At 59.2% G+C, this 12,534-nt stretch carries 21 protein-coding genes and 1 tRNA gene; 8 read left to right on the top strand and 14 right to left on the bottom strand.

What is annotated here, in order from left to right:
• Positions 1-44: 44 nt before the first annotated feature.
• From ACR0AI_RS03215 to ACR0AI_RS03200, 4 genes are read left to right on the top strand one after another with little or no spacing between them, the layout of a single operon-like run.
• Entirely contained in the window at positions 45-677 is a 633-nt protein-coding gene (locus ACR0AI_RS03215; RefSeq protein WP_170458132.1) for a DNA glycosylase family protein, read from the top strand.
• Entirely contained in the window at positions 674-1,339 is a 666-nt protein-coding gene (locus ACR0AI_RS03210) for an alpha/beta hydrolase (protein ID WP_480670737.1), read from the top strand. The genes ACR0AI_RS03215 and ACR0AI_RS03210 overlap by 4 nt, the downstream gene beginning before the upstream one ends.
• A 2-nt stretch (positions 1,340-1,341) precedes the next feature.
• A complete protein-coding gene (locus ACR0AI_RS03205; RefSeq protein ID WP_480670739.1) occupies positions 1,342-1,845 on the top strand; it encodes an N-acetyltransferase family protein in 504 nt (167 codons plus the stop codon).
• Positions 1,839-2,141: a putative quinol monooxygenase gene (locus tag ACR0AI_RS03200; protein WP_170373641.1), complete on the top strand. Its 303-nt coding sequence runs from the start codon at positions 1,839-1,841 to the stop codon at positions 2,139-2,141. The genes ACR0AI_RS03205 and ACR0AI_RS03200 overlap by 7 nt, the downstream gene beginning before the upstream one ends.
• A 5-nt stretch (positions 2,142-2,146) precedes the next feature.
• Here the strand turns inward: ACR0AI_RS03200 and ACR0AI_RS03195 are convergent, their stop codons facing one another.
• Both ACR0AI_RS03195 and ACR0AI_RS03190 read right to left on the bottom strand, forming a co-directional pair.
• A complete protein-coding gene (locus tag ACR0AI_RS03195; protein WP_480670741.1) occupies positions 2,147-2,572 on the bottom strand; it encodes a VOC family protein in 426 nt (141 codons plus the stop codon).
• Positions 2,573-2,604: 32 nt separating this feature from the next.
• The gene (locus ACR0AI_RS03190) at positions 2,605-3,210 is read right to left on the bottom strand and encodes an rRNA large subunit pseudouridine synthase E (RefSeq protein WP_480670743.1); all 606 of its coding nucleotides are present in this window, start codon (positions 3,208-3,210) and stop codon (positions 2,605-2,607) included.
• Between the two features lie 213 nt (positions 3,211-3,423).
• On the opposite strand from ACR0AI_RS03190, the gene ACR0AI_RS03185 reads away from it, so the two are divergent.
• On the top strand, positions 3,424-4,011 hold the full coding sequence (locus ACR0AI_RS03185; protein ID WP_170458136.1) for an HNH endonuclease: 588 nt from the start codon (positions 3,424-3,426) through the stop codon (positions 4,009-4,011).
• On the opposite strand, the gene ACR0AI_RS03180 is transcribed toward ACR0AI_RS03185, so the two are convergent.
• Both ACR0AI_RS03180 and ACR0AI_RS03175 read right to left on the bottom strand, forming a co-directional pair.
• The gene (locus ACR0AI_RS03180; protein ID WP_170638759.1) at positions 4,008-4,475 is read right to left on the bottom strand and encodes a disulfide bond formation protein B; all 468 of its coding nucleotides are present in this window, start codon (positions 4,473-4,475) and stop codon (positions 4,008-4,010) included. The genes ACR0AI_RS03185 and ACR0AI_RS03180 overlap by 4 nt on opposite strands.
• Positions 4,472-5,050, bottom strand: a complete 579-nt coding sequence (locus ACR0AI_RS03175; RefSeq protein WP_480670746.1) for a YqaA family protein — start codon at positions 5,048-5,050, stop codon at positions 4,472-4,474. Before ACR0AI_RS03175 ends, ACR0AI_RS03180 begins: the two co-directional genes overlap by 4 nt.
• A 145-nt stretch (positions 5,051-5,195) precedes the next feature.
• On the opposite strand from ACR0AI_RS03175, the gene ACR0AI_RS03170 reads away from it, so the two are divergent.
• The 3 genes from ACR0AI_RS03170 (at position 5,196) to ACR0AI_RS03160 (ending at position 6,054) form a co-directional block, all read left to right on the top strand.
• Positions 5,196-5,279: transfer RNA gene (locus ACR0AI_RS03170), tRNA-Leu, on the top strand.
• 200 nt (positions 5,280-5,479) lie between these two features.
• Entirely contained in the window at positions 5,480-5,665 is a 186-nt protein-coding gene (locus ACR0AI_RS03165) for a type II toxin-antitoxin system HicA family toxin (protein ID WP_480670748.1), read from the top strand.
• On the top strand, positions 5,662-6,054 hold the full coding sequence (locus ACR0AI_RS03160) for a type II toxin-antitoxin system HicB family antitoxin (protein ID WP_480670750.1): 393 nt from the start codon (positions 5,662-5,664) through the stop codon (positions 6,052-6,054). Before ACR0AI_RS03165 ends, ACR0AI_RS03160 begins: the two co-directional genes overlap by 4 nt.
• 124 nt (positions 6,055-6,178) lie before the next feature.
• Here the strand turns inward: ACR0AI_RS03160 and ACR0AI_RS03155 are convergent, their stop codons facing one another.
• The 10 genes from ACR0AI_RS03155 to ACR0AI_RS03110 all read right to left on the bottom strand — a co-directional run bounded on the left by ACR0AI_RS03155 (position 6,179) and on the right by ACR0AI_RS03110 (position 12,503).
• Positions 6,179-6,655 carry a hypothetical protein gene (locus ACR0AI_RS03155; RefSeq protein ID WP_480670752.1) on the bottom strand — a complete coding sequence of 159 codons (477 nt, stop codon included), beginning with the start codon at positions 6,653-6,655 and terminating at the stop codon, positions 6,179-6,181.
• Between the two features lie 16 nt (positions 6,656-6,671).
• A complete protein-coding gene (locus ACR0AI_RS03150) occupies positions 6,672-6,896 on the bottom strand; it encodes a hypothetical protein (RefSeq protein ID WP_480670754.1) in 225 nt (74 codons plus the stop codon).
• Positions 6,897-7,547: 651 nt separating this feature from the next.
• Positions 7,548-7,745 carry a hypothetical protein gene (locus tag ACR0AI_RS03145; protein WP_480670758.1) on the bottom strand — a complete coding sequence of 66 codons (198 nt, stop codon included), beginning with the start codon at positions 7,743-7,745 and terminating at the stop codon, positions 7,548-7,550.
• 63 nt (positions 7,746-7,808) lie between these two features.
• A complete protein-coding gene (locus ACR0AI_RS03140; protein WP_480670760.1) occupies positions 7,809-8,315 on the bottom strand; it encodes a hypothetical protein in 507 nt (168 codons plus the stop codon).
• On the bottom strand, positions 8,312-8,953 hold the full coding sequence (locus tag ACR0AI_RS03135; protein ID WP_480670762.1) for a hypothetical protein: 642 nt from the start codon (positions 8,951-8,953) through the stop codon (positions 8,312-8,314). Before ACR0AI_RS03135 ends, ACR0AI_RS03140 begins: the two co-directional genes overlap by 4 nt.
• 2 nt (positions 8,954-8,955) lie before the next feature.
• Positions 8,956-9,384 (bottom strand): hypothetical protein, encoded by a 429-nt coding sequence (locus ACR0AI_RS03130; protein ID WP_480670764.1) that lies wholly within the window; start codon positions 9,382-9,384, stop codon positions 8,956-8,958.
• Positions 9,381-10,034, bottom strand: a complete 654-nt coding sequence (locus ACR0AI_RS03125; RefSeq protein ID WP_480670766.1) for a hypothetical protein — start codon at positions 10,032-10,034, stop codon at positions 9,381-9,383. The genes ACR0AI_RS03130 and ACR0AI_RS03125 overlap by 4 nt, the downstream gene beginning before the upstream one ends.
• Before the next feature lie 120 nt (positions 10,035-10,154).
• The gene (locus ACR0AI_RS03120; protein WP_480670767.1) at positions 10,155-10,535 is read right to left on the bottom strand and encodes a hypothetical protein; all 381 of its coding nucleotides are present in this window, start codon (positions 10,533-10,535) and stop codon (positions 10,155-10,157) included.
• Complete coding sequence (locus ACR0AI_RS03115; RefSeq protein WP_480670769.1) at positions 10,528-10,674, bottom strand: hypothetical protein; 147 nt, start codon at positions 10,672-10,674, stop codon at positions 10,528-10,530. The genes ACR0AI_RS03120 and ACR0AI_RS03115 overlap by 8 nt, the downstream gene beginning before the upstream one ends.
• 1,376 nt (positions 10,675-12,050) lie before the next feature.
• Positions 12,051-12,503 (bottom strand): hypothetical protein, encoded by a 453-nt coding sequence (locus ACR0AI_RS03110; RefSeq protein ID WP_480670771.1) that lies wholly within the window; start codon positions 12,501-12,503, stop codon positions 12,051-12,053.
• Between the last annotated feature and the right edge of the window lie 31 nt (positions 12,504-12,534).

The following is a 12,534-nucleotide window of genomic DNA, read 5'->3' as shown; positions in this document are numbered from 1 at the left end:
CAAAGCGCCCTAACGTGCAAGTGACTAAGAACACCGGAGCGCACATGTCCGTCGGACGCATCATCGAAACCAACGCCTGTGTGTCCGAAGGGGCCGAGTGGCTGGCCCAATCCTGTCCGCGTATGGCCTACGCGATGGAACAGACGGGGCCGCTGCCTCTGCGTCGCAAACCGGATGGTTTTGCGCAGTTGTTGAGCGCAATCGTTAGTCAGCAGGTCAGCGTGGCCTCGGCCAATGCGATCTGGAAACGAATGCAGGAGGCGAAACTGACCGGCCCGCGCAAGATCATGTGGGCGACCGATGAGGATTTGCGGGCCGTCGGGCTAAGCCGACAGAAGATCCGCTATGCTCGTGCTCTGGCCGAAGCACGTATTGATTACAAGGCGTTACGCGACGCGCCTGACGCAGAGGTCATCTCGACCTTGACCGAAGTGTCCGGCATCGGTGTTTGGACCGCCGAGATTTACGCCATGTTCTCGCTAGGCCGCGCGGACGTGATCGCGCCGGGCGATCTGGCCCTACAAGAGGCTGCGCGGGTTCTCTACGACTTACCCAAACGTCCGACGGACAAGGAACTCAGGCAGATGGCCGAGGCATGGTCGCCGTGGCGGTCGGTTGCGGCGCGGGTTTTGTGGGCCTATTACCGGGTGGCCAAGCAAAGAGAAGGGATCAGATGACACGGGTTTTGAACGCGCTCAGGAAAGAGCCGGTTTCCGGCGACACACGCTCGGTCGTGGTGTTCGTACACGGCTACGGGGCGAACGGGGCCGATCTGTTGGGCCTTGCCGACCCATTGGGCGAGCATTTGCCCGACACGCTGTTCGTAGCCCCCGATGCGCCGGAACAAATCCCCGGAATGCCAAACGGTTTTCAGTGGTTCCCGATCCCATGGATCGACGGCTCGTCCGAGGAAGAAGCGCGACGCGGCATGGAGATGGCGAGCGACGACTTCAACGCTTTCCTCGACGCGCTGATGGTCGACGAAGACGTGCTTCCCGAGCAGGTTGTATTGTTCGGGTTCAGCCAAGGCACGATGATGAGCCTGAACGTCGCCCCGCGCCGCGAGGACCCAGTGGCTGGGATTGTCGCCTTTTCGGGTCGTTTGCTGGAGCCAGATTTGTTGCCGGACGAAACCGTCAGCCGGATGCCGATCCTGTTGGTCCATGGGGATGCGGATGACGTGGTGCCTCCGCAATCGCTGCCTGAGGCGGCCGAGGCCCTGCAAGCGGCGGATTTCAAAGAGGTCTACGCCCATGTCATGAAAGGCACCGGCCACGGCATCGCGCCGGACGGCCTGAGCGTGGCGCTGGCCTTCATGCGCGACAAGCTGAGCCTGTAGGCATGATCGCGGTTCGCCCCATGATGCCCGAGGATGTGGCCGACGCCTGCCGCATCCTCAACGATATCATCGCCGCAGGCGGGACGACCGCGCATGAAATTCCCTTTTCAGAGGCGTTGTTTTCACAGAGCTATCTAACCGGGGCCGATAAGATTTGCTGCCACGTCGCATTGGACGACCAAGGCGCGGTGGCAGGGTTTCAGTGGTTGGGAACTCACGATGCCTTGCCCGAGGATTGTGCGGATATTGCCACCTTTACCCGGCGCGATCCTCCTTTGCGCGGCGCCGGGCGTGCGTTGTTTCAAGAAACCTCGAAAACAGCGGCGGCCGTGGGGTTCAAGGCGATCAACGCCACCATACGCGCGGACAATTCGCTAGGCCTTGGCTACTACGAAAAGATGGGATTCGTAGACTATTCTGTGGAGTATGGCCGCCCATTGCGGGATGGCACGCCGGTCAATCGAATTTCGAAACGCTTTGATCTTGGAAAGGGCAGCGCATGTTGATTGTTACCGGAACCGTCGAAGTCTCGGCCGATCATGTGGAAAAGGCGGCCGAGGCTGCAAAGGCGATGGTCGCAGAAACGGTCAAAGAGCCAGGCTGCCTGATCTATGAGTTCAGCCAGGTACTGGGCCATGCGACCCTTTTTCGGGTCTATGAAGAGTGGCAGGATCAGACCGCGCTAGAGGCGCATTTTGGCGCCCCACATATGGCGGCGTTCCAAGCCGCATTGGCTGAGGTCGGTGTGATCTCAAGCGAGATCTATCGCGTTGTGGGTGGGGAAAAGCAGCCCTTACGTTGACGATTTCAGGCCCAAAGGTGCCCTTCGGCAAATTCGACTGAGTTGCCAGAAGGATCCCGCACGTACAGGGACCGCGCGCCGTTTGGCCAATCGAACTCGGCATCCAGAGGGATGTTCCAATCCAGCAGATGCTTTCGCATTGCAGCCATCTCATCCCGCGTCAACACAAGGCACACATGCCCTGGCCCTAGCGCGCCGTGCGAAGGGACAGGCAGGTCCGGGTTCAGTGGCGGCTGCTGGGTCTTTTCAGGATTGAATATCAGCAGAACAGAGGCTCCGACCCGATAAAACACGTGGCGGTCCTCAATGCGCTGTATCTTTTCCAGCCCCAGAACCTCACCATAGAACCGTTCGGCGGCGTCCAAATCATCGACATAAAGCGCCGCTTCCAAGATGGCAGAGGGGGCCGGTATCTCGGGTGTCACCTTCATGCAGTTCAGTTTAGCCCGACGCGTGTGGTCTGTCACCGTCGGGGGCGTCGATCCCGTTTGCGCTGAGCCGTAGCCTGTATCTGCGGCATCGGCAGGCTGTCCCACTGGCCTGTTTCTAGGCCTTCAAGCGTCCAGTCTCCGATGCGACAGCGGATCAGGCGCAGGGTCGGCAGGCCAACGGCCGCTGTCATCCGGCGCACCTGCCGGTTTTTGCCCTCGCGAATCGTCAGCTCGATCCAACTGTCCGGCACGGTCTTGCGTTCGCGGATCGGAGGCGTACGGGGCCAGAGGTCTGCGGGCTCATCAATCTGGCGTACTTTGGCGGGGCGGGTCAGGCCGTCCTTCAACTCGACCCCATCGCGCAGGGCCTTGAGGGCCGCCATATCCAGCTCGCCCTCGACCTGTACCCAATAGGTTTTGGCCATCTTGTGTTTGGGGTCTGATATCTGCGCCTGCAGCTTGCCATTGTCGGTCAGCAACATCAGCCCTTCGCTGTCACGGTCCAACCGACCGGCGGGATAGACGCCGGGCAGGTCGATGAAGTCCGACAGGGTGCTACGCGGCGACTCGGCGTTTGCGCGGTCGGTGAACTGCGGCAGCACGTCAAAGGGTTTGTTGAATCGAATGAACCAGCTCATACCTCCGCCATAGCCTGCAAAACACGCTGTGTGCAACCTGTGGATAACTGTCATCTGTCTGTTACGGATTCGGCTTACCCAGTCTGCGACATATTGTGGAAACTCAGGGCTTGTCAGAGTTTTAACACGATATATAGTTATCTTAAGGCCGGAGCGGGTGCTCTCCGCTCTGGTGTCACAAACGGGCAGCTGAGAGCGAGGAGCGATTCTGTGATGGACGGAGACTTCAGGACCGATTTTGTAAGAGAACCGGGTATGCTCAAACAGCATCCGGCCTTGGTTTTGAATGCCGATTACCGCCCTTTATCCTACTATCCCTTGTCTCTGTGGCCGTGGCAGGAGGCGGTCAAGGCGGCCTGGTTGGACAGGGTCGACATCGTGGCTGAATATGACGAAGTGGTCCGCAGCCCGAGCACCGAGATCCGAATACCGTCGGTGGTTGTCCTCAAAGACTATGTAAAACCCAGAAAGCGCGTGGCCTTCACGCGCTTTAATTTATTTCTGAGGGATGAATTCCGCTGCCAGTATTGCGGAAGCCGGGACAACCTGACCTTTGACCACGTGGTGCCGCGCGCCGCCGGAGGGGTAACGAGTTGGCAGAACGTGGTTGCCGCGTGCAGCCCATGTAACCTGCGCAAAGGCTCCAAATCGCTGCGCCAGGCGGGCATGAACCTGCGCAAACCGCCGCGTCAGCCCGATGCAGAGGCATTGCGCAATATCGGACGGAAATTCCCGCCGAACCACCTGCATGACAGCTGGATCGACTTCCTCTATTGGGACGCGGAACTGGACGAGGCTTAAGCCTTAGCCCGCCACGCGGCCAGCCAGAGCAATACCAAAACCGCAGATATGGCTGCGTTCCATCCGGCCATGGACAGACCAAACATTTCCCACGGAATCTCATCGCATCGCACCAGCGGGGCTGCCATGATCTGGTTCATCAGCTCTTCTGCCGACAACCCTCCGATATCACCCGAGGTGCAGGTCGAGGGGCCTTCCCACCATCCTTGTTCGACACCCGCGTGGAAAAAGCCAATTCCGGCTGTGATCATCGCGGCCAAGGCTCCGATCAGCGGAAGCGGGTTGAGTTTTGGCAGCACCAAGGCCAGAGCGCCGATCACGACTGCAGCAACATGGGGATAGCGTTGCCAAATGCACATTTTGCAGGGGGCGAGACCGCCAATATGTTGAAACCCCCATGCACCCAACAACAGGGCCGCCGACCCTCCGGCTGCCAGGATCACGTAAGTTGATCGTTTTGTCATAGATATTTAACCGCCAGAAACCCACCAAACAGCAGGATGATGAACAGGGTGAACATAAGCCCGAGGCGCTTTTCGATGAAATCCCGGATTGGCTCTCCGAACTTCCACAGCAGGCCTGCCACAAGGAAGAACCGCAACGCGCGCGCCAGAATCGAGGTCGCAATGAAGGTACCCAGCGGCATGCTGGTCCAGCCGGACATGATGGTGATCACCTTGTAGGGGAAGGGGGTCACACCGGCGGCCAGCACGGCCCAGAAGCCGAAATCGTTGAAGCGGGTGTTGAACTCTTCCATCGCGTCGGCCTTGCCCATGGATTCGAGAATGGGTTGTCCGATGCTTTCATAGGCAAAGGCGCCAATCGCATAGCCCAGCATACCGCCCAGAACCGAGGCCACCAGGGCAACGCCTGCAATGAGCCACGCCTTCGAGGGGCGCGCCAGAATCATCGGGATCATCAGGACATCGGGTGGAATCGGAAAGAACGAGCTTTCGATAAAGGCCACGACGGCAAGCGCCCATAGGGCATGAGGGTGCTCGGCCAGCCGAATGGTCCAATCATACAGGGATCGCAGCATCACACTCTCACAGTCGCGTCTCAGGTCGTGACAGGCAAACCACGGGCGTGCGGAAGGGTCAACTGCCGTGCGGCCAACAATCGACGGGGCAATGTGTTTTTGCCTCTGGACCTTCCCGGTTAGGGGCGCTAATCCAATGTCCGTGGCCCAAGTGGCGGAATGGTAGACGCAGGGGATTCAAAATCCCCCGCCGCAAGGCGTGTGGGTTCGACTCCCACCTTGGGCACCACACTGAAAACAAACGGTTTTCTCCGCATTTCCCCCAGATCGAGCAGCAGCCAAAAAAGCCCGCTGGGTGCCATTTGGGTGCTTTTTTGAGCACTGGTCGGTTTTGGGTGCCACTCCCGAGTCGGTGTGCCAGCCACACCATCGCGCACAACTGGCTTACCAATATTGAAACGACGCACTAGAGTGTGTAAATATTTGTGGATGGAACGGGACAGCAAGAAAATACTAAAGCGGCTGCGCGATGAAGGATGGGCGCTGAAAAGTGTTAAAGGCTCGCATCACAAGTTCACCCGGCGCGGCAAGACCATTGTAGTGCCGCACCCAAAGAAAGACCTGCCAATCGGAACCGCGCGCGCGATAGCAAAGTATGTAGGATGGATCGAATGAAGTTTTATGTTGCTCTGATCGACCACGAAAGAGGGTCCGCATTCGGTATCCGCTTTCCCGACTTGCCCGGTGTGTTTGCTGCCGCTGACAGCGAGGGTGATGTGCTAAAAGCGGCCTCAGAGGCGCTGACCTTCTACGCCGAATCCGAACGTCTGCCGAAGCCGCGTGACGTCTCGGAGATCCGCGCCGAAGTTGCAGACGATCTGGCCGAAGGCGCTGTGATGCTGATGGTGCCCTATATCGTCCGCCGCAAAACCGTGAAGCGCGTGAATGTGTCCCTTGATCGGGGAACGCTGGCAGCTATTGATGCCGAAGCGGAACGCCGCAAACAAACGCGCTCCGCATTTCTTTCTGATGCCGCATTGGCCGAGTTAGCGGGCAAACACTAATCCCGGCTGACACTTGCAGTCTGTCGTTTCAGCCTCTGCTGGTGCCGTTTGGGTGCTTTTTCGGTAGTTGATCGGCTTGTGGTGCCAAGCCCGAGTCGATCAGTCAGCCGCGTCATCAATCACTTTACCCGTCACCAGAGCGTATCGGGCGCAACTCGATCCCAGCTTGCCGATACCGGGCAAACCCATCGCCGCCCGGTGCATCCCATTGGAAGGACCGAGACAAGCGATTCAGCTTCGCGTGTTCGGCCTTGGTGACATACGCCTTAACCAGCATGCGACGGGCGATCTCTTCCGCGTGTTCGATATCACGGGCAGGCCCGAGGCGTTCAGCAGACGGACCACCTGTGCGTGGATCGTGCGCGTCAGGGTCGATGATCTCAATGGCAATCCGTTTCGCGGGCATGACGTGTTCAATAACCACATCAAACGGGTCGGCAGCAGATGCGGCCTCGGTCGTGTAAGACACCGGCACGGTTGCGTCGATCAAATCTAGGAACGCCTTCCGCAAACGGCTGGGAACTGCGTTCGAACCCTTGCTGTATAACCGGCCACCATTTTTAACGATGGCCCGACCTTCCAGAATGATGTCCCAAGCCATCGCGGCACCCCTGCTGTCAATCACCGGCCTGACCGGTCTGACGCGATCCGTCAAGGACAACTGGCAGCCCTTCCCGATCAAAGCTGCCAATCAGTCGATCCGCAACATTGATCCAGAGTTCTCCAGGTTGGCCTGATTCTGGGCGATCACCTGCGTTGATGAATGTGAGCACGGTCATGCGGACGCCGGTTTGGTCGCCAGCAGCCTTGGGTTTGGCGGGGTGTTGTTTCGTGTCAGGCATTCCAGTGCTCCCTGTCGTCACTCAGACTGTAAGCCCCGTCCACGCTTGAGCCGTCAACAGGGTTCACCCTGCCAACACCCGTCACACAACCCGTGACCCGCCCCAGAACGCCTGTCTAAGCGGGGGATGGGCCGTCATAGCCATTGATTGATGACGTGGCGTCAGAGGCAGGCAAGTGTTTGGAGCGGATCAGACAACCAGCCATTTGCGCGGTCAGCATATGCCGGGGGGGATCCTAGCCGGGTGTTCTGTGTCGATCCAAACCTGAACCAGACCACGATATTCGAGCCGCCGTATCGCTGTCAGCCGGTGCAAACCGTCGCGAACAAACAAGCGACCGCATGGTGCCTTCCATGCCCGAAAAACGCCGAGCAGAGCCGGATCGAACGTGGCGGCAATCCGGTCGACCTTAGCGGGTTGCAAAGTTGCCAGATCGTATAAGCCGAGATCAAGGTCAGCGGGGTCAATCATACGCCGCACGGACATCCGGACGCCTGTGTGGTCGGTCATGGTTGGGTTCGGGGCGGTTCAAAGCGTCCAGGCCGCGCCCAGGATCGCCAGCGCCAACAGGATCGCGCTGCATAGGATCGCACCGGCAACTTTGACTTGGATCGTGTACTGCGGCTGAACAGCCATTGCGTGGTCCTTCCTTTACAGGTCCGCCAGCGCTTCGCGGTTCAGGACAGCGGCGGTGAGCGTTGCTGCGACAGAGTCGAGGTTTGCCAAATCCTCGTATGCGCCGGTGCGTTCAATCGCGTCACGCATGCGCAGGTATGTTCCCAAGGCGTCCTCTTCGGCGTGTGATAGCTCGCTCTGGGCGGCTGTGTTATAGCGTTCGTCGTAGGGCATCTGGCGGTGTCCTTTCCTGTGATTGACCGGGCGCATCTTGGCGGGTGGCCCGGTCGTTTCGTTTCATATTCGCACTTCAATGTCGCTGACGGTCGGTTGCAGCGCATCACCGGGCAAAGGCCACCATGTCTCTCCAACCGGTGTCCGCTCCATGCTGACCGCGAATGCCGACAGAACCTCATCGGGGAAATCCACATCCTTCAGCAGATCGCCCGTCCGCATGATCGAATACCGAACCAGCGCGCGGGGGATGCCAAACTGTTTGATCGTGGCGAGTTCATCCAGCACTTCGAGGTCGTGGTGACCCCAGACCGAGTTATCAATCAGGTCGTCAATGGTCGCGTATCGCTTGCCGCTATACACGGCCTCGGCAACAGCACCGGACGCGAATGAAACAATGGCTTCCTCGAATTGGCCCCGCTCCAAGAAATGCGCTGGGGTTTTGTCGCCCAGAACAGTCCAGAGGCGCGTACCATCCCGGCGCAGGCCAAACTTGCGCGCACCCTGAGTGATCGCGCAGACCATGTGGCCGTATTCGTGAACAGCCAAGGCGCGGGGAACGTCCGTCATTTCTTCGCCCTCGGCTTTCGCGCTTTCCGGGGTGCTGCCTTGCGTTTTGCAGGCTTCTTTCCGGACGCTTTGGTCTCAGGCTCCATCGCTGACACCGGATCAGCCTGAACGGGCGGCTCAGGCGCGGCTGTGGCGGCAGGAACGGCCTTCTTGGGCACAAGGGTGCCATCCACCGCAGCAGCAGCCTGTGCGGGCGTTGTCTGCCCCGACGCAACGCGCGCTCGAATGGTGTCGTTGCGGTCGGGATGATCATCCTTTTCGACAAACGCCTTGGATTTCCGGCGCATCTCACGCCGCTGCCGCTCAACGATCTGCTCAAGATCCGATGCAACCTTTTCCGCTGCCATTTGATGCAAAGCCGGATCGCTGTAGAGCGCCTGCGGGAACGATGCAGCATAGGTTTCACCCCGCTTTTCAGCTTCGCCCAGGATCACATTCACCAGTTTCTCAAGATAGAGTTCACAGGCGGCAGAGGCCTCCCATGCCTTGGTGCCGGGAATACCGAGCTCGTCCTGTAGGTGCTGGGCCAGAGTGATCCGGGTGGCGACAAGAGCCTTCTGAACACCTGCTGCTTCCGTTGCCGCCTTGTGAGCGACTGCGCCGACATGTTGGTCGATCTGGTTCTCAAACGTTGTCATGGTCAGATTCCTTTTCGCTGGGAATGTGCGTAGCCGCGCAGATGAAACACCGCCGAGGCGATTGCACCGGATGCAGCTGCCTCAGATCGGGCGGCTGACGCGGAAGCAGCACCGAGCGTCTGGTCGATCCGCGTGTTGGCTACCTCCTGCGCCTTGGGCAGTTCTTCCCTGATGATGGAAGCAACAGCACCGCTGACGGCTTTGATCGCGTTACGCTCGATCTGTTCCGAAACTGCGGCCACCTTCTTTGCGACCAGAGCGTCGACGTTGACCAGTTGCGCGGTCAGGCCGTTTACAGCCTTCCGCAGATCCGCAATCTCACTCGACCGATCCTCGGGGATATGCCGGTCGGCTGATTGTTCCAGGACCAGTAGACGCCGCTGCAGCGATGCGATGTCGTCAATTTCGTTCAGGTCAAAACCATCGTTCATCGGTTGTAAGCCTTTCTGTGATGCTGAAGCGCACCTAGGGCCTCTTCCGAGTATGCTTTCGCTAGGCGCTGGGCAGCTTTCGCCGTTTGAGCGCTTGGGGCAGTCTCAGCCCAGCGCGTCAGATAGGTGCTGCCGTTTTTCAGGGTCGCCACAGATCCGGCCGAGCGCAGACGCAGCAGCTTGGTCTCCATATCGGCGAGCTCTTTGCGGATCGCCTTCGAGGCAGCCCGCCATTCAGCGCTGATGCCGGTGTCGGCAGCCGTGTGGCCCGCGTCGATCCCTTTGCGGAGCGTTCGCAAGGCCGAGCGCGTGTGAACGTCCAGGCTGGGATGCGTGGGCATGCGTCCGCCGTTTTCGAGGTATGACGCACCCGCATCAAGCCCGTCGCAGGTTTCGCGCAGGTTTAGGATTTGGGTTTCGCACTCGTCGCAGGCCTGACCGAACGGCTGAGACGTCTTAGCGATCAGGTCGCGGGCGTCACGGGCACTCTGTGGGGCAGGGGATGATAGGCGCCGAGCGATCACCTGACCGAGCGTGTCACCAGCAAGAACGTCCGCAGAGTTATGCGGCAGGCTGGCAAACTGGTCGTCTAAATTGTCTAGGGTGGATTTCGCGCGATCATACGCTGCGTTTACGTCTGCGATAGACATCGGACCTCCTGACACGGGGCGGTGGCGGGCAACATGCCTGCCTATGCGATCAGCTTAGGCGGTCGGAATCAGCAAACAAGAAGGTAGGCGTTTTGGTGCCGTTTTGACCACCTTTCGAGATCAGGCGGCCACGTCCTGCTCAACGATTGCTTCAAGACGCTGGGCAATCTCGTCGGGATGATCAGACAACACCTCTGCGGCAAACAACGCGACGGCCTCAAAGTCAATGCGGACGTGATAGTGCTGGCACCGCCCCCGAGCAGCCGCACGATGATAAGCAGCGGCATCCCGAATAGCACTGAGCACAAGCTGCGCAATGAGTTCGGCACAATCAGCCGGGTCGCAGAGATCCGTGCGCTGGCGTGCGATCAGGACGGACAAAAGATCATCAAGCACCTCGTCGGGCAACTGCTCGATCACGACATCGCCAGCAAGGATGTCGCGCACCATCGCATCGGTCGTTTGATCTTCGGCATAGATGAACGCACGACGCTTACTCACGGGCAGCCTCCGCTTTGCGTCTCGCTTGTTCCAGTTGCAGACGGCGTAACACCTCAGCCTCGCGTTCGGCTTTGCCCAGGCGCGCGTAATCCGGTTGTGCAGGTTCAGGGGCGTTCGTGGGGGCGTTGGGCTGGGTCAATCGCAGTTATCCGAGGTTGGAACAGGACGGTCGAGTTCATGCCTTGTCGCAACAATAGCGCCGACGCGGGGATAAGGCGAGAGATAAGTCTGCACCAGCGCACATAAGCCGTTACAGGCGGGCGTAGCGTTCGCAGCGGCACGCTCTAAAAACCCTAAAAACGGGAAAGGCAATTGAACGAAAGACCCCAGTGCGGCGACGGACCCCAAAGCTTGAATTTGAACGACGCCCCCCCGCCCGGTAAACGCCCCCGCGCGGCCCCCATCTATTCATTGTGCGGGCATTAGTCTGCTGATTATACTTGGGGAATGATGACACAATCAAGATGGCCAGGCACCCCGGGCCGGTGCAGTGGAGGACATCGCTGGATTTCAGGACGGGAAGTCCGCACAAAACATGGTGCCCACCTGCTTGCACCACGCGGGAAACAGCAGAACGTGCGCGTGGATACAGCAACCTGCGCCCATTGCGGGAAGCTGTTCGACTATGATGGTGGGCGTGGGGATGTGCGGAAATACTGCTCGACCCGCTGCAACGCAGTCAGGAACGTCCGCGCAGCCAATCAGGCGTCCACAGTCGTCCGTACAGCGAGAGCGGCTGAGAGACGCGCTGAGCGACAGCAGGCACGGGAAGCAGCACAGGCGTTGCGACAGGCATGGGCAACGGCTCCTGTCACGCCTGTGAAGCCGTGCGTGCGGTGTGGCTACTTCATGCGCAACACATCACGGCGTCAGATATGCCGGGACTGCCGCAAGAAGCAATTCCCAGCGCCAGGATCAAAGCACTTCTTCTGGACCGTCATGAAACCCCGAACGCGAGACAAGGTGATGGTCAGGTGCATCTGCGGCTTCGACAGGTGGATCGAGCCCCGAGAGTTCGGCCGATCAAAGTCCTGCGGGTGCGGCGGACGGTCGAAGCAATATGCAAACAGACCGCGCGCGTTTCGGGATTTGCACAAGATGATGGTTGCCCGGTGCCACGATCCTGCGAGCAAAGACTTCGAGCGATACGGCGCAAAGGGCATCACGGTCTGCAAGCGGTGGCGGGACAACTGGCGGCACTTCATGGCGGATATGGGCGAGCGACCATCAGCAGCGCACACGATTGATCGCATCGAAACGGACAAAGGTTACACGCCGCAGAATTGCTGGTGGGCCCGTCCGCACGAACAATCGCGAGCACCACGCTACTGATCGCAGGTAGCATTTGATTATTAATCAATGGCTACCCATGCGACGGGGTAGGTGCCCCATCAGAGACAGGGCACGTCACTGCGAATTAATAGAGGCCTGCGCCTTATATATAACCCGCGCTACTTACGATCAGCCCTGACACCTGATCACTGGCGATTGCGCAGGAGCAGAGCGGCTGAGGCGTCATCCGGCCTCCCGTGTTTCGTCTGCCAACTGTTCCAGCATGAAGCCCTTGGCGGCTTCTATGTCCTCAAATTCGCAACTGGCCTGGACATAGACAGCACCATTTGGAGCCTCAATCATGTCGAGGTAATCGGAACAACCATCCACACATAGCGGTTTTGGGAACGTGTCGAGCATGTGCCAAGCGATGATGCTGTGCCGGTGGATGACAAGAGAGTCCGGATCGGCTGCATCGGTCAGATAATACTCAATCACGCTGAAGCCGGGGTGAGCGGGGATGATCGGCCGAAAGCTGTCAAGGTCGGTGTTCTCGAAGCGGGTGTGGGTGCCGTCGGCGTGCGTGGCTATGACCACATCCATCGCAAAGCCGTTTTGAGTTGTCGGCACATAATCGAACTTGTCGCCGGGTTGCGGGATGTAGACCGTTCCGGTGCCGGTGATTAGTGGGTTCATGTTCATATCCTCCTGTTGGTTGGGTTGGTGG

This window comes from Ruegeria sp. BG3, assembly GCF_056538485.1.
The sequence above is the reverse complement of the archived record's forward strand: the minus strand, read 5'-3'. Positions and strand labels throughout refer to the sequence as shown.